Source organism: Campylobacter concisus, assembly GCF_002913225.1.
GTDB lineage: Bacteria > Campylobacterota > Campylobacteria > Campylobacterales > Campylobacteraceae > Campylobacter_A > Campylobacter_A concisus_J.
The window spans coordinates 77,147-98,275 of the sequence record NZ_PPAW01000020.1; the positions used below are offsets into that span (position 1 = coordinate 77,147).

Genomic DNA, 21,129 nt, shown 5'->3' on the forward strand with positions numbered 1-21,129 from the left:
TATAATCACAACATGAAATACGTAAGCCTAACAGAGTTTTTCTCTGAAAATATCAACTTATTTATAAACGTAATCGCTTCATTGTTTGCGCTATTTTTTTACTTTAGTACCGGAGTTGATCTTTTATTTTTTATTACTTTGCCACTTGGCTATATAATGGGTATAGTCTTGTCGTTTCCGCTTTTAATATTTATCTTTTTCTTATTTGCAGCGCTAGATATTTGTATCTGTATCTTGGTGTCTGTTTGTAGAGTTTTTAAATAAATTTGGGGCTTTTTACAGCCCCTTTGCTACTTTATAGCAGCCATTTTTCTACGCATATAAGCTATGCGGCTTTGAAGTGGTAAGTGTTTTGGGCAGTTGTCTTCGCAGCCAAGCAAAGTCATACAACCAAATACGCCATCATCATCGCCTATTAGCTCGTAAAAGTCCTCGTCAGTTCTCTTATCAAGTGCGTCTATCTTAAATCTAGCAACCCTGTTTAGACCAACAGCGCCGATGAAATCAGGTCTCATGATAGCTGTTCCGCAAGATGCAACACAAATTCCGCACTCTATACAGCGATCAAGCTCGAAAACTTCTTGAGCGACTTCTGGCTCAACTTTCTCTTCAAGCTTAGAGATATCAGTCTCGTGATCTGTGTGTATCCAGCTCTCGACGCGCTTACTCATAGCGTTCATCCAGTTACCAGTATCTACGCTTAAATCTTTTAGTAGTTTAAAGACTGGCAAAGGCATAAGCTCTATGACACCGCTTTCAAAGTCTTTTGTTAAGGTTCTGCAAGCTAGGCTTGGCTTGCCATTTACTAGCATGCCACAACTACCGCAAATTCCCGCACGACAAACGAAGTCAAAGCTGAGATCTGGATCAAATTTCTCACGAATTTGATTTAACGCGATAAATAGCGTCATACCATCAGTCTCTTCAAGCTCATAAGTCGCAAAATGAGGCTTTGAAACTTTGCTTAAAGGATTGTATTTAAAAGCTTTTATGGTTATTTTTCTACTCATTTCCTATACCTGCTCTTTCATTTGGTGCTTTATATTTTGGTTGAAGGTCATAGTGCATCAAAGCCTCTTGAATTTCTTGTCTGCTCTTGCCTTCTGCTTGCATTTTTTCGCGAATTTCATCGACCTCTTTTTGACGGATAGCACTGTTTGGATGCTCGATGATATTTCCTTTTGCACCATAACCTCTAAATGCTGGCGGCATCTCCATCTTCATGATATCAAGTGGCTCATAAGTGATAGTTGGCATAGTGTCGCCTTCTTTCCAGCTTGTAAGCGTTCTGTTTAGCCAGTTAAGGTCATCTCTTTTTGGATAGTCTTCACGGCAGTGAGCACCACGGCTCTCTGTTCTATCAAGCGCACCTTTTGCGATGCAAAGCGCTAGTTTTAGCATCTTTGGCACGCGGTAAGCCTCTTCAAGCTCTGGGTTGCCAAATAGTGCTTTGTTGCTTACTTTTACATCAAGTGACTCTTTGTAAAGTGCTTCGAGCTCTTTAACAGCAAGCTCTAGACCTTTGCCTGTTCTAAATATCGCAACGTGCTCCCACATTACCTCTTTCATCTTGTTTTTGATATCAAAGACGTTAAATTTACCCTCTTTATTGACAAGACTTAGTAGATAATCTTCTTGTTTTTTAACAAATTTCTCGATATCAGCTGTGTTTATCTCGATCTCGTGGCTAGCGCAATAATCTGCAAAATAATCACCAACGATCATACCAGCGACGACTGTCTCAGAAACTGAGTTACCACCAAGGCGGTTAAAGCCGTGCATATCCCAGCAAGCAGCCTCGCCAGCGCTAAATAGACCTGCTAGTGTTGGGCTCTCGCCAGTTGGTTTTGTCTTGATGCCGCCCATTGAGTAGTGCTGCATAGGTAGGATCGGTGCCCAGCCTTTGCCACGCTGATGTCCTGTCTCGTCAGTATATACTTCAGTGTCAGCAGGATCGATTCCGTTAAAAATTTCGCAAATTTCTTGAACGTCACGTAAATTTTTCTCAATGTGCTCGCGTCCAAGGATAGAGATATCAAGCCAAACGTGATAGCCATAAGGGCTAGGCACACCTTTGCCTGCACGGATGTGCTCCATGATACGGCGACTAACGACGTCGCGGCTAGCTAGCTCTTTTTTCTCTGGTTCATAATCAGGCATAAAGCGGTATCCATCAACATCACGTAAAATTCCGCCATCACCGCGACAACCTTCTGTTAAAAGAATACCAGATGGTACGATCGGAGTTGGGTGAAACTGAACAGCTTCCATGTTGCCAAGCTGAGCTACGCCAGTCTCAAGTGCGATCGCAGCGCCGATACCTTCGCAAACAACAGCGTTTGTAGTGTGTTTATAAACTCTACCATAACCGCCAGTTGCTATAAGTGTGCCTTTTGAAACATAAGCTGTGATCTCGCCATTTACTAGGTCACGAACGATCGCGCCGTAACAGCGGTTATTTTGGTGTATCAAAGCGATCGCCTCTTTGCGGTCGTGAATTTCTACATTGTGTTTAAGCGCTTCGTTTGCAACAGCAAAAAGCATGGTGTGACCAGTTGCGTCAGCTGTGTAGCATGTTCTCCATTTTTTTGTACCACCGAAGTCACGTGAGTGGATAAGGCCATGAACCTCTTCTTTTTCAACGATAGTTGTCTTTTGAGCGTTGATGATAGCGCTTCTTTCGCCTTTTGTGATCCTAGTCCAAGGCACGCCCCAAGCTGCAAGCTCACGGATAGCTTTTGGAGCAGTTTGACAAAACATACGTGCAACTTGTTGATCACAACCCCAGTCGCTACCTTTTACTGTATCAGCAAAGTGCACATCTTCGTTATCGCCTTCACTCATTTTAGAGTTACCAAGGCTTGCTTGCATGCCGCCTTGTGCAGCAGCAGAGTGAGAGCGTTTTACAGGGATGAGGCTCAAAACTACGGTGCTTAAGCCTTTTTCTCCAGCAGCCACAGCAGCTCTAAGACCAGCTAGACCGCCACCAATTACCAATGCGTCATAATATTTTACATTCATCTTCTAGCTCCTTTTTAATGGCTGATCCACACGAAATCGGCGATTAGCGCAATCACAGCAAGTATGCCATAAATGACAAATACAACTGTCTTTGCCTTATTTCTTTTAGCAAGCATTTCGTGTTTGTTTGCGCCATCAATACTTACCCATTTGACATATAAGCGGTACATGCCAACGCCAGCGTGAACGACCATGAAAACAAGTAGTGCGAAGTAGAAAATTTCTAGTTTGTGAAAAGCAGCAGCTGACTTATCAGCTGTGATGTGACCACCAAAGATGATGTCGATGAGGTGGGCGCTAGCTGCAAAAAATAGAGCAAAGCCTGTTAAAAACTGGAACCACCAAAGTGTGGTATCAAGGTGCTTCATGCGGTCTTTATGGCCTCTAAACATTAAATATTGTCTGTAATTTGCAGGAAATTTTCTCATGGCCAAGAAGGCGTGAGTAACAAAAACTACAAAGATAACAGCAGCTATAACATTTGTGATCCACCAAGTAGCCTCACCAAATAAAAATTTAGCCTCTGCAAATCCTACGACAGCGTTAAATGCGTCTTTGCCAAGTAGTATAGTAGAAGTAAAAACCATATGGCACAATATGAAACAGGCTAGAATAAATCCTGTAATACTTTGCCATCTATCCCAAGCGGCTGGAGTGCGGCTTTTTTTGCCGTCCGACCGTTTCCCCAAAAAACCTTCTATAAGCCCGGTCATGAGCCCTCCTAAGAAATTTGAAATAAGTTATCATTTCTTAATACTAATTTAAACATTAGCATTAATTGATAAAGCTAATGCTATCAGAACTTTACTTTAATAAATTTTAAATATTGACATTAAATTTTCGTAAAACTCTTATAAAGTTTAATATAGACAAAAATTCCGAGCCCACACATAATAAGTGATAAAATTTGCCCCATTGATAGACCAAAAATAATAAATCCAAGTCCAGAATCAGGCTCTCTGTAAAATTCGCAAATAAATCTTGCAAATGTGTATAAAATGGCATAAAGTGCTATGAGTTCGCCATTAAATTTCTTATATTTTCTATATAAAAATAAAATGAAAAAAATAACTAAACCTTCTAAGAATGCCTCGTAAAGCTGGCTTGGATGTCTTGGCTGACCAAAGACATTTATCGCCCAAGGCACGTCTGTGACGCGTCCAAAAAGCTCTTGATTTAAGAAATTTCCTATCCTGCCAAAGGTATATCCAAAAGGTATGCAGATGGCACAAAGATCAAGCAACTGCCAAGCGTTTTGCTTATATCTTTTGCAAAATAAAATTGTCGCTAGCAAAAAGCCAACCACAGCTCCATGATAGCTCATGCCGCGAATTCCTATAAACTCACCGTTGTGGATTGGATTAAAAATTTGCCAAGGCTGCGTTAGATAGTAGCTTGCTTCACCTGAATATATTAAAACCCAGCCAAGTCTAGCGCCTAAAATGACGCCTATTTCTACCCAAAAAAAGTAGTTATCCAAAAGCTGATTTGATATAGGGACATCATCTTTTTTAACGAGATACTTTGCCATGGCAAGCGCTAAAACAAGGGCCAAAATATACATAAGCCCATACCAATGCACGCTAAAGCCAAAGAGGCTAAAGGCGACTGGGTTAAAGTGGTTATAAATGTCGTTCCAAATTTCCATTTTTTACTTTCTTTTTAAATTTATGCGATTTTACAATTAATAAATAAACAGCGCTTTGCTGCCAAGTGGCAAGGCTAGAAATTTAAACTCGCTTGCTTCAAATTCTTTGCAAAATTTAAATAGCTCAGCAAACTCGGCCTCGTTTAAATTTACGCTCCAGATCGCTCCAAGGTCATTAAATTCTCTTTCAAACTCAATTAAATTTTTAGTGGAAAAATAGTGCTCAAAACGGCTCATCAGCGAAAAAGGGGTAAAAAATTTAACCTCATCTTTTATCTCAAATTTTATCACGCCATCATCTTTTATCGCCTCATTTATCGCTTCATTCACAGCCCCTGAATAGGCTCTGACTAACCCTCCAGTGCCAAGCTTTATCCCGCCAAAATACCTGACAATTAAGACCCCAACATTTATAAGCTCGGCACCACGCAGGGCATTTAGGCTGGGCTGTCCGCTAGTGCCCTTTGGCTCGCCGTCATCGCTTTGATTTTCAACGATTTGTCCGTATTTGTTTAGCTCCCTTGTCGCCCAAACTACGTGAACGGCCTTAAAATGCTCCTCTTTTAGGTGTTCGTGCAAACTTTTAAACGAGCTTATCGGGCATAAAAATGCTAAGAAATTTGACTTTTTTATATCAAGCTGGGCTTTAAAAATCCTATCAATCGTCTGCAAATTTACTCTTTTTATAAAATTTCAAAAATCTTATCAATTTGCTAATTAAAGCCTTGTAAATTCAAACAAATTTATATTATTAAGGAAAAGATAGTAGAATTTTGCAATTTTTTATGAAGGACTAAAATGATACAAACTTGCCTATTTCCAGCGGCTGGATATGGAACGAGGTTTTTACCAGCTACAAAATCGCTCCCAAAAGAGATGCTACCGATCCTTACAAAACCGCTCATTCACTACGGCGTTGATGAGGCGCTTGAGGCTGGCATGGATAATATGGCCTTTGTCACAGGACGCGGAAAAAGGGCGCTTGAGGACTATTTTGACATCAGCTACGAGCTAGAAAAAGAGATCGCAGGCAGCCAAAAAGAGTCACTACTAAGCGAAGTTAGAAATTTAATGAGCTCATGCACATTTTCATTTACTAGGCAAAATGCTATGAAAGGGCTTGGACACGCCATTTATACGGGTAAAACGCTAGTTCGAGATGAAGCTTTTGGGGTTATTTTGGCAGATGATCTATGTATAAATGAAAATGGCGAGGGCGTGCTTTCGCAAATGGTTAAAATTTATGAAAAGTATCGCTGCAGCGTAGTAGCTGTGATGGAGGTGCCAAAAGAGCAGACTAAGTCTTATGGCGTCGTAAGCGGTAGGTTTATAGAAGATGATCTCATAATGGTCGATGATATGGTTGAAAAGCCTGATCCTGCCGAGGCTCCGACAAATTTAGCGATAATTGGCCGCTACATCCTAACGCCAGATATTTTTAACATCTTAGAGCGAACAAAACCAGGCAAAAACGGCGAAATTCAGATCACGGACGCGCTAAAAACGCAGGCAAAAGATGGCATGGTGCTAGCTTATAAATTTAAGGGCAAGAGGTTTGACTGCGGCAGCATCGATGGCTTTGTCGAGGCTACAAATTTCTTTTACGAGCGCAGTAAATGATAGAGACTTCATTTAAATTTAACTTTGCAAGCAGCGAGGTCATCGACTCTTACGCCAAACGCATAAACGACGAGTACGAAAGCGGCGAGATAGGCTACTACCACCTGCCAGCTCTTGGGCAAAATTTGCTTGGCGAGACCCGGGAGTATGAAAAAGGGCTAGTTCATATCAAAAATGTAGTACTTGTTGGCATTGGTGGCAGCAGTCTTGGCGTAAAGGCGCTAAAATCGATGCTTGAAGGCACAAAAGGGATAAAAAGAGAGCTTTTATTTTTAGACAACGTCGATCCTTGCAGCTATAAAAGCACGCTTAGTGGGCTAAATTTTGACGAGACGCTTTTTATAATAAGCTCAAAATCAGGCAATACAATCGAGACAATCACTATTTTTAAGTGCTTGCTTGATGACTTTAAACCTCAAAATTTAGGCAAAAATTTCCTCATAATAACTGATCCTGGGACAAATTTAGAAAATTTCGCCAAAGAAAATGGCATTAAATTTTTTAATATCCCAAAAAACGTTGGCGGGAGATTTAGCGTGCTAAGTGCGATCGGTCTTGTGCCTCTTGGTATCTGCGGCTACGATATAAAGGCACTTTTAGATGGCGCGCTTGCTTGCAAAAAGCAATACATCGAGCAAAAAGATAGCTCCATAGTCGCTAAAGCCTACCACTACGCTACTAGCAGAAACGCCAGCATAAATGTCATTTTTAGTTACTGCGATAGATTTTTTGAATTTAACGACTGGTATGTGCAGCTTTGGGCGGAGAGCCTTGGTAAAAAAAGAGGCTATAAAAGGGTCGGCCTTACGCCAGTTGGACTTGTTGGCAGCCGCGATCAGCACAGCTTTTTGCAGCTTATCATGGACGGCGTAAAAGATAAGAGCGTGACATTTATAAAGATAAAAGATCACGCGAGCGACAAGACTATCCCAAATTTAAGCCTAAAAGGGCTTGAAGAGTGCGATTTTGTAGCGGGTCTAAGCCTAAATGAGCTTATAAATTTACAGTGCGACGCGACAGCTATGGCGCTGGTGCAAGAGGGCATAAGTGTCGATACGATCACGCTTGAGAGGCTTGATGAGTTTCACGCTGGCTGGCTCATTTTTTACTACGAGCTACTAACCTCGGCCACTGGTATCATGCTAGGCATCAACACATACGATCAACCAGGCGTTGAGATAGGAAAACGTATCTTAAAAACCATGCTTTTAAAGTAGAAATATGAAGAAATTTCTACTTTTAGCTCTTTTTGCCACGCAAATTTTTGCCTTTTCGGCGAGTAAATTTGTAAATGACGCTAGGTCGCAGATCGGCGTGACGCTAAGTTATGATCCAAGCTACGAAAAGCTCGCCTATCCTATGGGCGATGTGGATATCAAAAAGGGTGTTTGTACTGACGTTGTGGTAAGGGCGCTACGTCATCAGGATATGGATCTGCAAAGGCTCATTTTTGAAGATATGAGTAAAAATTTTTCAGTTTATCCTAAAAAATGGGGCCTTAAAAAGGCTGATAAAAACATCGATCACAGGCGTGTTTTAAACATCGCTACCTTTCTAAAAAGAAAAGGTTTTGAGGTGAGTGATGATAAATTTCTGCCAGGCGATATCGTCACATGGATGCTACCAAGAAATCTACCTCACATCGGCGTGATCTCAGATAAATTTGAAGGACAAACGCCGCTTGTCATCCACAATATCGGCTCTGGCGTGCAGGAAGAAAACATACTTTATAGCTACAAGATCACGGGGCGTTTTAGGCTAAAGTAGCAAAATGGCTTTTTAATCAAATTTTAGGCAAAATCGCAAAAAATAAATTCAAGGAAAAATAATGTTAGAAGTTAGGGGACTTACTCAAAGATTTGCAAGCAGTTTGCTATTTGAGGATGTAAATTTAAAGCTAAATCGCCACAACAGATACGGACTAATCGGTGCAAATGGCGCTGGCAAATCGACATTTTTAAAAATTTTAAGCGGAGCTATCGAGCCAACTAGCGGCGAGATCATCATAGAGAATGGACTAAAGGTTGGCGTGCTTGGGCAAGATCAGTTTGCGTTTGAAAATTTCACTCTAAAAGATGCGGTGCTTTATGGCAACAAACGCCTATACGACGCTGTCAAAGAGAAAGAGAAGCTCTACATGAGCGAGGAATTTACAGATGAGATAAATGAGCGCTTAAGCGAGCTTGAGATGATAAGCGCTGAGGAAGACCCAAGCTACGAGTACGAGACTAGGATAGAAAAAATCCTAAGCTCACTTGGACTAAATGAATTTGATAAGCTTATGAGCGAGGTTGAAAACTCAGATAAAGTTAAGGTTTTGCTGGCTCAAGTGCTCTTTCCAAAGCCAGACATCTTGTTTTTAGACGAGCCAACAAACAACCTTGACATAGACGCGATAGCATGGCTAGAAAACGAGCTAAACCGCCACGAGGGCACGCTTGTGGTTATCAGTCACGACAGACACTTTTTAAATAGAGTTTGTACAAATATTTTGGATGTGGATTTTAAGAAAATTCGCGAGTTTTCAGGCAACTACGACGACTGGTATATGGCTGCAAATTTGATCGCAAAGCAGCATGAGATGGAGCGTGACAAGAAGCTAAAAGAGAAAGAGGAGCTGGAGAAATTTATCGCGAGATTTTCAGCAAATGCGAGCAAGGCAAAGCAGGCGACTTCACGTGCAAAACAGCTTGAGAAATTAGATATCGCAGAGATCGCTGTCTCAAGCAGGCGTGATCCAAGCATTCTATTTCGTGCAAACCGCGAGATAGGCAATGAGTTAATTGAGCTAAAGAACATAAGTAAGAAATTTGATGATAAAGTGATATTTGAAAACTTTAACTTTAAGCTCGAAAAGGGCGACAAGCTAGCCATTATCGGCCACAACGGCGTTGGCAAAAGCACACTTTGTAAGATCATAATGGGCGAGATAAAGCCTGACGCGGGCGAGGTGCATATAGGCGCGACCATCGAGCTAGGATATTTTGCGCAAGATACTGTAAATAAGATAGATGGCGAGCTAAAGCTTTATGAGTACTTACAAGATGCCAAAAACAAGGACATCGATGAGATCAGAAAGTGCCTTGGCAGGATGCTATTTAGTGGTGCCGAGCAAGAAAAAGCAGTCGGAGCACTAAGCGGTGGCGAAAAACATCGCGTGAGACTAGCTCAGCTCATGCTTCACAGGCCAAATTTACTTGTCATGGACGAGCCAAACAACCACCTTGATCTTGAGGCTATCATCGCGCTTGGCGAGGCATTTTATAACTTTAATGGCTCAGTCATCTGCGTAAGCCACGACAGGGAGCTGATAGATGCCTTTGCAAATAGAATTTTGCATCTAAAAGGCAATGGCGAAGTCGTTGATTTTAAAGGCACATACGAAGAGTATAGAGCAAATTTAGGCCTTGAAGGCTAAATGCTCACTTTGCCTCTAGGAAATTTCTAGGGGCAGCTTAAATTTATCCCTTTAAATTTACTGTTCAAAATGAGCTTATAAATTTAGGTAAAACTGCAAATTTTTAAATTTTCATCATATAAATGTGTCACGAAGTAATATTATAATTAAAGTTTAACTTAATTTTTTTATTTTTATGTTGTATAAACTTTAAATTTACATTAATTATTTGTTAAATTTTCTCAAAAATGGCTTTTAAACTTAAAGTGTAGGACAAATCTGAGTTAATTTGACCCTTTTTATATAATAAAAAAGTGATATTATTAGTAATATAACAATTTATATGAGCAAATTCCTAAAAATTAGCTTAAATATGAAATATAATTTTCTTTCAAAGAGCGCCATATCAAGTCAAAAACTTAAAGCTTAAAAAAAATAAGTAGTCATTAATATTTAAAATCTCAAATACCTATATAATTTCACTCGGTAACAAATTTTTACTAAGGAGAAGCTGTTATGGCAACCAGAAGAGAACATGATTTTATTGGCGAGTTGGAAATTTCTGACAATTTTTACTATGGTATCCAAACATTTAGGGCTACTGAGAACTTCCACATGAGCGGTAGAACATTAAAAGAGTATCCATACTTTGTAAAGGCATTTGCACAGATCAAAAAAGCTGCTGCGCTTGCAAATAAAGAGGTTGGCGTTTTAGATCCAAAGATAGCTGATGCTTTGGCAAAAGCTGCTGATAGAGTAATAGCTGGTGAGTTTTTAGATCAGTTTGTCGTTGATATGGTTCAAGGTGGAGCAGGAACAAGTACAAATATGAACTCAAACGAGGTTATCACAAATATCGCGCTTGAGAGCCTTGGTCACAAAAAAGGCGAGTATCAATACATCCATCCAAACGATCACACAAACCTTGGGCAAAGCACAAATGATACTTATCCAAGCTCTATTAAAGTAGCAACTTATGCAAAACTTACTGACTTGCTTGCTGCTATGAATTTACTAAAAGATGAGCTTGAGAAAAAAGCAAAAGAATTTAAAGATATCATCAAAATGGGTAGAACAGAGCTTGAAGATGCCGTCCCTACAACACTTGGCAATACTTTTAACGCATTTGCAAGCTACATCAAAAGTGACATCGAAAAGATCACAGCTGCTCGTGAGTCAATGACACATCTAAACATGGGCGCAACTGCGATAGGCACAGGCATCAACTGCCACCCAGAGTATAAAAATGTAGTTGTTAAAAAACTAAAAGAGATCACTGGAGTTGATTTTAAAAAGGCTGATGATTTTATCGCTGCTACGCAAGATACTGCAGACTTCGTGCATGTAAGTGGTGCGCTTAAAACTGCCGCTGTTAGACTTTCAAAAATCGCAAATGACTTAAGACTAATGAACTCAGGCCCAAGATGCGGTCTAGGTGAGATAAATTTACCTCAAATGCAACCAGGTAGCTCAATCATGCCAGGTAAAGTAAATCCAGTTATCGCTGAGGTTGTTGGAGAAGCTTGCTATGAGGTTATCGGCAACGACGTGACTATCATGCTTTGCTCTGAAAGAGGCGAATTTGAGCTAAATGCATTTGAGCCAGGCATCGCTTATGCGCTATTTAACTCTATATTTATCCTTGAAAATGCTATGAAAACACTAGCTGAAAAAGCTATCAAAAAACTTACTGCAAACCCTGAGGCTTGCTTAAAATCAGTTCTTGGCTCAGTTGGTATCGTAACAGCATTTAACCCATATATCGGTTACGAAAAATCAGCAAGCATCGCTAAAGAAGCCCTTCAAACAGGTAAAGCAGTTGGCGATATCTGCCTAGAGAGAGGCTATCTAAGCAAAGAAGAGATCGATAAGATTTTAGAGCCTAAAAATATGCTAAATCCGAGCATGGTTAGGTAAAAATTTAAGCAAAGTATTATTAAAAGCGTGCCAAAATTCTGGCACGCTTAAGTGGTGATTTTAGTAATAAAATTTAATAAAGGAGTTTTCGATGGATATAATGCTGATCTTACAGATTATAGTCCTATTTGGCGGCATCTATCTTGGTGTCAAACTAGGTGGTATGGGCGTTGGCTACGCAGGTGGTCTAGGCGTTGTGATACTCGCTTTACTTGGTATGAAAGTCGATATGAAAGATATCCCTATGGATGTTATCTTGATCATCGCTTCAGTTATCTCAGCGATCACAGCTTTGCAAGTTGCTGGCGGACTTGACTATTTAGTTCAAGTAGCAACAAAAATTTTACGCAAGAATCCAAAACAAATCAACTTTCTTGCTCCGATAGTTACTTACTTTTTAACTATCCTTGCAGGAACTGGACACACTGCGTTTTCTATGATCCCTGTTATCGTTGAGGTTGCAAAAACACAAAACATCAAACCTTCAGCTCCACTTGCGCTTTCGGTTGTCTCTTCTCAAGTAGCGATCACTGCAAGCCCTATCTCAGCTGCTTTTGTTGCTATGAGTGGTCTATGTGAAAAGCTAGGTGTTAGCTATCCAGTGTTGCTATTTATTTGTATATCAACTACATTTGTTGCGATGATTATCACTTCGTTTATCATCAATAAATTTTACGATCTTGACCTTTCAAAAGATCCTGTCTATCAAGAAAGACTTGCAAAAGGTTTGGTTGAAGAGGTTAAAGCTGCTGAATATCACGAGCCAAAACCATACGCAAAAAGATCAGTCGCTATCTTTGCGATTGGCGTTTTGATCGTAGTTTGTTATGCACTATGCATTTCAAAGAGCTTAGGTCTTGTAGAAAAACCTATCCTTTCAAGAGATGCAGCTATCATTAGCTTCATGCTAACTATCGGCTTTACGATAGCAGTAGCTTGCAAAGTTGAGACAGGCAAACTTCTATCAACTAGCACTTTCCAAAGCGGTATGAATGCGTGCATCTGCGTTGTTGGTATCGCATGGCTTGGTACAACATTTGTTAATGGACACCTTGATGCTATCAAAGAGGTTGCAAAAGACTTCGTTACTCAGTATCCATTTATCTTAGCTGTTGCACTTTATTTCTTAAGCTGCTTGCTATACTCACAAGCTGCTACAACAAAGGTTATGATGCCTGCTGTTGCTGCTGCTCTTGGTATGACTAGCCCTGAAAATTCAGGTCAAATTTGGATCCTTGTAGCTTCATTTGCTGCAGTTTCTGGTCTATTTGTATTGCCAACATATCCTACAACACTAGGTGCGATAGCGATGGACGATACAGGAACTACAAGAGTTGGTAAATTTGTATTTAACCACTCATTTTTCATCCCAGGAACTATAATGGTTGCATTATCAGTTATCCTTGGATTTATAGTAGCTCCAGTTCTTATATAAAACTTAAGCCGAGGTCTCTCTCGGCTTTTTTAATTCACTTTAAATTTTCAATTTTTTATATCAAATTCTTAAATAGTATCTCTTCTTAAATTTAAATTTTTCATTTTTATAAATCACGCAAAAATCGCGCTAAAATTTAATCTATCTTAATTTATCATTTTTAAAATTTGCTCTATTTTGATATTTGATCTCACATATCATAAAAAATAAAAACTAAAAAAAATTATTAAATAAAATTTAATTTTACTTTCAACTTTAAATAATAAAATAACAAAAAGTAAAATTTCTTTTAAAGGGAGAAAGATGAGCTTAAATAGACGAGAATTTTTAAAATTCAGTGCAGGAGTTAGCGCAGCTGCATCATCTCTATCAGGTGGTGCTTTGCAAGGTGCTGCAAATGAAGGCGAAAAGCACGTTCATAGCTTTTGTGAGATGTGCTCTTCAAGGTGTCCTATCGAGGCAAAAGTCGTTGATGGCAAAGTTCGCTTTTTAAGTGGCAATCCAAAAGCTGGCGGCACGGCAACCTCTCTTTGTGCAAGAGGCGGCTCAGGACTTAGCCAGCTCTATGATGAAAATAGGATCAAAAAGCCGTTAATTAGAGCTGGTGAGAGAGGTGAAAATAAATGGCGTGAGGTTAGCTGGGACGAGGCGCTTGACTATGTCGCCTCAAAGATGCTTGATATCAAGCAAAAGTATGGCCCTGAAAGCTTTGTCTTTACCTGTAAAAGCTCGCAAACACACAAGCTAATGGTAAATTTTGCCTCAGCTTATGGCTCGCCAAACTGCTTTTCGCACTTTTCATGCTGTCCGATCACCTATCAAATGGTCTGCGAGCAGATGTATGGCATCGCTAAGCTAAAAAGAGACTTTGCAAATGCAAAATACGTTGTAAATTTTGGTCACAACCTCTTTGAGGGCATCGTCATAGCTGATGCCAAAAAGCTTGCTAAATTTGCAGCTAGCAAGGACACAAAGCTACTTGTGCTTGAGCCAAGATTTAGCGTTGTAGCTGCAAAAGCTGATGAGTGGCTACCAGTTAAACCTGGCACTGATCTAGCATTTGTGCTAGCACTCATCAACACTTGGATACAAAATGGCACTTACGATAAAGAATTTATTGAGAAATTTACAACTGGCTTTGATGAGATTGTTAAAAGCGTAGAGGGCAAAACGCCTGAATGGCAAGAGACAATCACTGGCATAAAAGCAAGTGATGTTAGACGCATCGCTGATGAAATTTATAAAGCTGCTCCAAGAGTTATTTTTGATTTTGGGCATAAGACAACTACCACAAGAGCTGAATACATGAGGACAAAAGCCATCATGGTTGCAAATGCGATGATGGGCAACTGGGAGGTTAAGGGCGGTCTTTTTGGTGGCAAAAACGCAAAGACCTTTAACAAACTAGTAGGCGAGGATAAATTCCCAGTTCTTAAAAACCCAGATGATAAATTTAAAGTGCCAAAAGTAACTAGATTAGACTTTGCTGGCGAGGCTGGAGCGCATAAATTTGTAAGCAGAAAACATGGCGTTTTGATGGATATAGATAATGCTATCTTAAACGAGAAGCCATACGCCATAAAAGGCTGGTTTAACATCCGCTTTAACCACCTCATAAACGTGGCTGAGACGATGAAGAGCATAGAGGCGATGAAGAAGCTTGAGCTCATCGTAGTAAGCGATGTCTATCTAAACGATATGGCGACCTTTGCTGATGTCATCTTGCCTGAGAGCAGCTACCTTGAGCGCGACGAGGGCATAGAGGACAAGTCAGGTCTAAAACCAGCTTATATGATAAGAAATAAAGTCGTTGATCCAGTTGGCGACACGAAGGATGGGGCGTTTATCTTTAGAGAGCTAGCACGCCGTATGAAGATAGATGAGCTTTATACTTGGAACGACATACGTGAGTTTAGGATGCAGCAAGCTGGTGGAGATGTAAATTTACTTGCCGCACTAGAAAAAGATGGCTTTATCACGTGGGATGAGCCGGGAATTTTGTTTAGAGAAAAAGGCATGATCGATAAATTTATCGCTAAATATCCAGTCGCATCTAAATTTGTAGGCGAGAATGGCTTGATGGACGATATGGCTAAGCTTAAAACAAAAAGCGGCAAGATAGAGCTATATCTGCCTGATGTCGAGGCGCAGTTTGCAGGATATGGCGCGCTAAATGACAAAGATATGGATACATTTGACGGACACGAGCTTTGCTTAACCTGTGGCAAAACGCCTGTCCATACTAACGGCCACACCCAAGCAGTGCCATTTTTAAATGACCTCATGAGCGATAGCCCTATCTGGATCAATCCAAACACCGCTAAAAAACAAAATTTACGTGACGGCGACATGGTTTTGGTCAAAAATAAATTTGGCGAGCAAAAGGGCAAGCTTATGGTGACTGAGGGCATTAGAGAAGATACGCTCTTTATCTATCACGGCTTTGGACACATCACGCCAGGCCTTAAGAGCATAGATCACGTGGGACTTAACACAAGCGTGCTTCTTGATCCAGCTGAGGGTCTGGTGGCTGCGACTATGGTTACAAATGTTGGCGTTAGCATAAGTAGAGCGTAAGGATAGAAAATGAAAAAATATATGATGATACATGATGAAAATTTATGCATCGGCTGTCAAGGCTGCTCGGTAGCTTGCAGAAGTGCAAACAACGTGCCAAGGGGACTTTACCGCTTGCAGGTGCATGCAAAGATGAGTGGGACATTTCCAAATTTAAAGACTGACTTTTTACGTCAAAGCTGCGTTATGTGCGAAGACGCACCTTGTGTTGAGGTTTGCCCAACTGGAGCTAGCTTTAAAACGGCTGATGGCGTGACACTGCTTGATCACAGAATTTGCGTTAGTTGCAAGTACTGCATCCTAGCCTGTCCATACGACGCTCGCTACGTCTTGCCAGATGGCGAGATAGGCAAATGCACATTTTGCTATGAGAGTAGGCTAGAAGAGGGCAAAGATCCAGCATGTGTTAGCGTCTGCCCTACAAATGCCCTAACTTTTGGCGACGTAAATGATGAAAACTCTAAAATTTCAAAGAAACTAAAAGAGAGCAAATACTACTTGCCAAAAGCGGAGTTAAACACAAAACCTTCACTTGCGATGATCGCAAATACAAAAGGAGCACACCATGAATAACATGTCAGGAAGCCTAGCTCAATACACAGAAATTTACTGGGGCTGGCCGATAGCTTTTTATCTATTTTTAGCAGGACTTAGTGCAGGTGCTAGCATCGTTGCTGTGCTCATCTCAAATAAATTTGGCAAAGACAACTACTACTTTAAAGCAGCCGCTCTTATCGCTCCAGTGGCGATCATCCTTGGACTTGCTCTTTTGGTGCTTGATCTTGGCAAGCCGCTTAGCTTTTACTGGATACTCTTGCTTTACAACTTTGACTCAGTTATGTCAATAGGCGTTGCATTGCTTCTAGTTTATACTCCTCTTAGCGTTATATACGCGCTTGGTGCGTTTAAAAATGAGACCTCGTCACTTAAAATTTCTCTTTTTGACGCGCTTGCAAATTTAGCTAGCAAGCTTTCAGGTTTGCTTGGAGTTTTACTTTTCATCCTTGGCATCGGCGTTGGCGCATATACGGGCTTTTTGCTAAGCGCAGCTCACAAGATCGCACTTTGGAATACGCCAGTTTTGCCACTATTATTCTTAGTCTCTGGCTTAAGCTGTGCTGGTGCATTTACACTGCTTATTGGAGTGCTAAAAGATGAAACAAGAGAGCAAAATCAAACTGCACACTTTTTATTAAAATTTGACTTTTTTGCGATAATAGTCGAGTTTTTGCTAATAGTTGCTCTTTTTATGGTTGTAAAAGGTGCAAGTGCAAGCGGCGCAGATGCCGTAACAAACGCTCTTAGTGCAAATTCTCTTGGGCTGATGTTTTATGTCGGCGTCATAGGTCTTGGTATGGCTGTGCCTATCATCTTGGACTTAAGCGTTTTAAAAGCGCATGATTTCAAACGCGAATTTGCCGTGCTAAACGCTATTTTTGTTATCTGCGGCGTCTTTTTATTAAGATGTTACATAGTTTACGCAGGTCAAATTTTTATTTAATACTTAAAAAAGAATTTTAATTTGGAATTTACCTATTAAGTATTAAAATAGATACAATTCTTATTAAAGTTTGTTTTTTAGGAGAGCGTTTTGAAGATTTTGCTTTTAGAAGATGACTTAGGGTTTCAAGAGAGCGTCTGCGAATTTTTGCAGACGCTAGGTTATGAGGTTTGTGCAGTTAGTGATGGGCAAGAGGCTTGTGATCTGATAGAGAAAAATTTCTATCATCTTTTCATACTTGATATAAAAGTACCTGGTGTAAATGGACACGAGGTCATCAAGTATATAAGAAGTCTAAATCCAAACGCTCCTATCATGATAACGACATCTCTAGTCGATATAGACGATATGGCGATTGGCTACGAACTTGGCTGTAATGAGTATCTAAAAAAGCCATTTGAGCTTGCTGAGCTTAAATTTAGAGTTGCTGAGCTTATGCGAAAATACTATGGTACTGACGATAAAAACATAGTAAAGATAAATGACGAGTTTAGCTTCAACCTAAACAAGCGTGTGCTACTTAAAGATGGCAAGATGGTCGATCTTAGCGCAAAGGAGGTCGCTTTGGTCGAGTGTTTAGTCTCACACTTAAATTCTTACGTCAGCATAGAAGAGCTTAGAGATCTTGTCTGGAATGACAAAGATATAGAGGGCGCTGATATAAGAATGCACGTTTTAAAGATAAGAAACAAGACAACAAACGACTTTATCATCTCAAAGAGGCGCATAGGCTACAAGATAGATGCACAAGAGCTTTAAGATTCAGATCATAGCGACATTTGTCATAATGTCGCTCTTTTGCTTTCAAAGCTTTGTGATATTAAATTTAAGTCAGAAAAATAGCAGCTCAAAGGCTCTCTTTGGTGCTATGAAGCATGAAACCATCATCAAAAATTCATTTCTAAAAAACGAAAATATAGCTAGTTCATTAAAGTATAAATTTGCGATTTATGACGTAAATTTTAAACCAGTCATCTCAACACTTAGCAAAGAGCCAAGTAGCTTTAAATTTGTAACCCTAGAAGAGGGCGGGTACCTTTTTTACAAGAGCTTTTTTATAAAAGACAAGACTCCATACTACATCGTCGTTGAAAAGGAGCTTGATAATAAAAAGAACATCTTTTTAACAGCTATCATGCTGCTTGTCATCCTTGTGGCGGTGCTTTTTATCGTCTATTTTTTATATCTAAGCAGCGTTAAACCTTACAAAGAGTTTCAAAAGTATATGAACAACTTCTTTAACGACGCCATGCACGAGTTAAAGACCCCACTTGGTGTAGCTGGTATGAACCTTGAGATGCTGGGGCTTGAAAACAAGTATATAACTCGCATCAAAAACGCCCTAAAACAGATGCAAATAACATACGAAGATGTTGAGTTTTTTATAAAGCGTGGCTACATCAAATTTCCACTTGAGAGGCTAAATTTAGGCGAATACGTTAAAGAGCGAGTGAAATTTCTCTCAAGCGTGGCTGATGTCAAGCACATCGTGGTAAAGACAAATTTAGCAAGCGAAGCATTTACTATGCTAAGCAAGGTCGAAGCTCAGCGTATCATCGATAACACCATCACAAATGCCATAAAATACAGCCCAAAAGAGAGCGAGATAATAGTAAATTTAGAGCTTGAAGCAGAGCGCATAAATCTTAGCGTGCAGGACTTTGGCAAGGGGATAAAGGACGTAAAAAGGGTCTGGAAGCGCTACGTCAGAGAGGATGAAATCCAAGGCGGCTTTGGCCTTGGGCTAAATATCGTCAGCGAAATTTGCCAAAAGCATGACATTTTATATGGCGTCGATAGCGTTTATAATGAAGGCAGCACTTTTTACTATAAATTTAAACGAGCTTAGATTAAGCATAAAAGCGTAAAATGAAGCCTTAAATTTAGAAGGAAAAACTTTGGATAGAATCGTTGAAATCGAAAAAGTAAGCTTTGAAAATGACTTTGAAGTCTCGCTTAGACCGACAAAATTTGAAGACTACATCGGCCAAGAAAAGATCAAGCAAAATTTAGACGTCTTTATAAAAGCAGCCAAAAAGCGAAATGAGTGCCTAGATCACGTGCTATTTTACGGCCCTCCAGGACTTGGTAAGACGACCCTCGCTCACATCATCGCAAACGAAATGGGCGTGAGTATCAAAATGACTGCGGCTCCCATGATAGAAAAGAGTGGCGATCTTGCAGCTATCCTTACAAATTTGCAAGAGGGCGACGTGCTTTTTATCGACGAGATCCACCGCCTAAGCCCAGCTATCGAAGAGGTGCTTTATCCTGCGATGGAGGACTTTAGGCTAGACATCATCATAGGCTCAGGGCCGGCTGCTCAGACTATCAAGATAGACCTACCAAAATTTACGCTAATAGGCGCAACGACGCGTGCTGGCATGATCTCAGCGCCTTTAAGAGACCGCTTTGGGATGGACTTTAGGCTGCAGTTTTACACAAGCAGCGAGCTAAGCCGCATCGTGCAGATCGCCTCAGCCAAGCTTGGCAAAGAGTGCGATAAAAACGCCTCGCTTGAGATCGCCAAACGCTCACGTGCCACGCCAAGGATCGCTCTTAGGCTATTAAAGCGAATTCGCGACTTTGCTGAGGTAAATGACGAGCTAATCATCAGCCACGAGCGTGCGAAAGAGGGGCTTAACGCACTTGGTGTAAATTCGCTTGGATTTGACGAGATGGATATTAGGTATTTAGAAATTTTGATGCAAGCAAGGCGCCGTCCTATGGGACTTAGCACGATCGCAGCGGCTCTTAGCGAGGACGAGGGCACGGTTGAGGACGTCATCGAGCCATATCTGCTTGCAAATGGCTTTATCGAGCGCACCGCAAAGGGCAGGATCGCAAGTGCGAAGTGCTTTGAGACCTTTAACGTCAAGATCGACATCGAAAAAGGGCTTTTTGAGTAGCGAAATTTAAATTTGGAGCAAAAATGGGCGAGCCACATCTTTGTCCTAAGTGCAAGCAAAGGACGATTTACTTTGACGGGATCTGCTATTGGTGCAGGCAAAAAGAGAAGCTGGAGTTTTATGAAAATTTAAACAAAGACGAGATCAAACAAAAGCTAAAAAATGTCCTAGCCCACATAGAGGATATTGGTAAATATGATGAAATTTATAGCGATCTTGTCTATATTTTCTACCTACACGGCATTTGCGACGAGCAGATCATAAGAGAAGTGACCAAGCAAGGCGAGTACTACCCGTTTGAAATTTACAAAAATGCCCCAAGTGACGTAAGAGATGAGCTTATAAATAGTCTAAATGGCGCTGAAAATATCGTAAAAATCAATCACATCCTTTGTGCGCTTGCGTGGCAGGGCGATGAGGTGGTAAGAGAGCTATTTTTTAAGCTTTATGGTGCGCCAAAGCCTTGGAAGACGAAACTTTATGCCGACACTGATGGATACTCGCAGACTGCTGGCTGGAGCTTTGATAGCAGTGGCAAGAGAAGAAGCCTAGTTTTTGATAAGTGCTTTACCTGCGAGCCAAGCCAAAGCGCAGAGGCAAGCGTTAAATTTAAAGCACTAGGCGATGAAAAATGTAAATTTTGTAGCGGCGAGATGATAGAACTCACCATTAAAAAAGAGAGCCTAAAGCAGTTTGGGCTAGAGCTTAAAAATGACGCTGTGCTTAAATTTTGTCCGACATGCGTGGGTTTGGTGCAGTATTTTTGCCAAAATGACGGCAATAACGTGCAAACAGAGGTAATGGGCGAGGGCGAGAGTGAGGACTATGTGAGAGACGCTGTGGCAACGCTTGATGGGCAAAAATTTGAGTTAGCAAACGAGGTCTGTATGCACTATGCGGCTATGATCGATGGTGAAATTTTGCTTGGAGGATATCCGCAGTGGCAGCAAGACGCTGAGTACTTGCACTGCCCAAAATGTGGTAAAACGATGAAATATCTAGCGCAAATTCCTTTTGGTGGCTTGATAGACGGCGAGGGCACGATCTATATGCAAATTTGTGATGAGTGCGAGGTCGTCGGAGCAAATTTTCAGTGCACGTAAA

At 40.7% G+C, this 21,129-nt stretch carries 18 protein-coding genes; 13 read left to right on the plus strand and 5 right to left on the minus strand.

All coding sequences use genetic code 11. The features are described 5' to 3' along the window. Window positions 1–290 precede the first annotated feature (290 nt). The 5 genes from CYP26_RS04890 to CYP26_RS04910 form a co-directional block, all read right to left on the minus strand. A complete protein-coding gene (locus CYP26_RS04890; protein ID WP_004317555.1) occupies window positions 291–1,010 on the minus strand; it encodes a fumarate reductase iron-sulfur subunit in 720 nt (239 codons plus the stop codon). Continuing rightward, window positions 1,003–3,021, minus strand: coding sequence for a fumarate reductase flavoprotein subunit (locus tag CYP26_RS04895; RefSeq protein WP_103568587.1), 2,019 nt, complete (start codon window positions 3,019–3,021; stop codon window positions 1,003–1,005). Before CYP26_RS04895 ends, CYP26_RS04890 begins: the two co-directional genes overlap by 8 nt. A 14-nt stretch (window positions 3,022–3,035) precedes the next feature. Then, window positions 3,036–3,734 (minus strand): fumarate reductase cytochrome b subunit, encoded by a 699-nt coding sequence (locus CYP26_RS04900; protein ID WP_103582219.1) that lies wholly within the window; start codon window positions 3,732–3,734, stop codon window positions 3,036–3,038. Window positions 3,735–3,853: 119 nt separating this feature from the next. Beyond that, a complete protein-coding gene (gene lgt, locus CYP26_RS04905; protein WP_103630600.1) occupies window positions 3,854–4,669 on the minus strand; it encodes a prolipoprotein diacylglyceryl transferase in 816 nt (271 codons plus the stop codon). Between the two features lie 36 nt (window positions 4,670–4,705). Further along, the gene (locus CYP26_RS04910) at window positions 4,706–5,341 is read right to left on the minus strand and encodes an IMPACT family protein (RefSeq protein ID WP_103630601.1); all 636 of its coding nucleotides are present in this window, start codon (window positions 5,339–5,341) and stop codon (window positions 4,706–4,708) included. Window positions 5,342–5,467: 126 nt separating this feature from the next. Between CYP26_RS04910 and galU the strand changes: the two genes are divergently transcribed. The 13 genes from galU (at window position 5,468) to CYP26_RS04975 (ending at window position 21,128) form a co-directional block, all read left to right on the plus strand. Beyond that, on the plus strand, window positions 5,468–6,289 hold the full coding sequence (galU, locus tag CYP26_RS04915; protein ID WP_103630602.1) for a UTP--glucose-1-phosphate uridylyltransferase GalU: 822 nt from the start codon (window positions 5,468–5,470) through the stop codon (window positions 6,287–6,289). Then, window positions 6,286–7,506, plus strand: coding sequence for a glucose-6-phosphate isomerase (locus tag CYP26_RS04920; protein WP_103630603.1), 1,221 nt, complete (start codon window positions 6,286–6,288; stop codon window positions 7,504–7,506). The genes galU and CYP26_RS04920 overlap by 4 nt, the downstream gene beginning before the upstream one ends. A gap of 4 nt (window positions 7,507–7,510) precedes the next feature. Then, window positions 7,511–8,056, plus strand: coding sequence for a DUF1287 domain-containing protein (locus CYP26_RS04925; protein ID WP_103630604.1), 546 nt, complete (start codon window positions 7,511–7,513; stop codon window positions 8,054–8,056). A 61-nt stretch (window positions 8,057–8,117) separates the two neighbouring features. Then, window positions 8,118–9,707, plus strand: a complete 1,590-nt coding sequence (locus CYP26_RS04930) for an ABC-F family ATP-binding cassette domain-containing protein (protein WP_103590755.1) — start codon at window positions 8,118–8,120, stop codon at window positions 9,705–9,707. 495 nt (window positions 9,708–10,202) lie between these two features. Next, window positions 10,203–11,603, plus strand: a complete 1,401-nt coding sequence (locus CYP26_RS04935) for an aspartate ammonia-lyase (protein ID WP_103630605.1) — start codon at window positions 10,203–10,205, stop codon at window positions 11,601–11,603. 91 nt (window positions 11,604–11,694) lie between these two features. Beyond that, a complete protein-coding gene (locus tag CYP26_RS04940) occupies window positions 11,695–13,038 on the plus strand; it encodes an anaerobic C4-dicarboxylate transporter (protein WP_103630606.1) in 1,344 nt (447 codons plus the stop codon). Window positions 13,039–13,341: 303 nt separating this feature from the next. Further along, the gene (gene phsA / locus CYP26_RS04945) at window positions 13,342–15,615 is read left to right on the plus strand and encodes a thiosulfate reductase PhsA (RefSeq protein ID WP_103630607.1); all 2,274 of its coding nucleotides are present in this window, start codon (window positions 13,342–13,344) and stop codon (window positions 15,613–15,615) included. A gap of 9 nt (window positions 15,616–15,624) precedes the next feature. Further along, window positions 15,625–16,188: a 4Fe-4S dicluster domain-containing protein gene (locus CYP26_RS04950; RefSeq protein WP_009294242.1), complete on the plus strand. Its 564-nt coding sequence runs from the start codon at window positions 15,625–15,627 to the stop codon at window positions 16,186–16,188. Next, window positions 16,181–17,116 carry an NrfD/PsrC family molybdoenzyme membrane anchor subunit gene (gene nrfD / locus CYP26_RS04955; RefSeq protein WP_103630608.1) on the plus strand — a complete coding sequence of 312 codons (936 nt, stop codon included), beginning with the start codon at window positions 16,181–16,183 and terminating at the stop codon, window positions 17,114–17,116. Before CYP26_RS04950 ends, nrfD begins: the two co-directional genes overlap by 8 nt. Window positions 17,117–17,206: 90 nt before the next feature. After that, on the plus strand, window positions 17,207–17,875 hold the full coding sequence (locus CYP26_RS04960; RefSeq protein WP_103630609.1) for a response regulator transcription factor: 669 nt from the start codon (window positions 17,207–17,209) through the stop codon (window positions 17,873–17,875). After that, the gene (locus tag CYP26_RS04965) at window positions 17,859–18,965 is read left to right on the plus strand and encodes a sensor histidine kinase (protein WP_103630610.1); all 1,107 of its coding nucleotides are present in this window, start codon (window positions 17,859–17,861) and stop codon (window positions 18,963–18,965) included. Before CYP26_RS04960 ends, CYP26_RS04965 begins: the two co-directional genes overlap by 17 nt. 49 nt (window positions 18,966–19,014) lie before the next feature. Beyond that, window positions 19,015–20,025: a Holliday junction branch migration DNA helicase RuvB gene (gene ruvB / locus CYP26_RS04970; protein WP_009294236.1), complete on the plus strand. Its 1,011-nt coding sequence runs from the start codon at window positions 19,015–19,017 to the stop codon at window positions 20,023–20,025. 23 nt (window positions 20,026–20,048) lie between these two features. Continuing rightward, window positions 20,049–21,128, plus strand: a complete 1,080-nt coding sequence (locus tag CYP26_RS04975) for a cytochrome C (protein ID WP_103630611.1) — start codon at window positions 20,049–20,051, stop codon at window positions 21,126–21,128. Window position 21,129 lies beyond the last annotated feature (1 nt).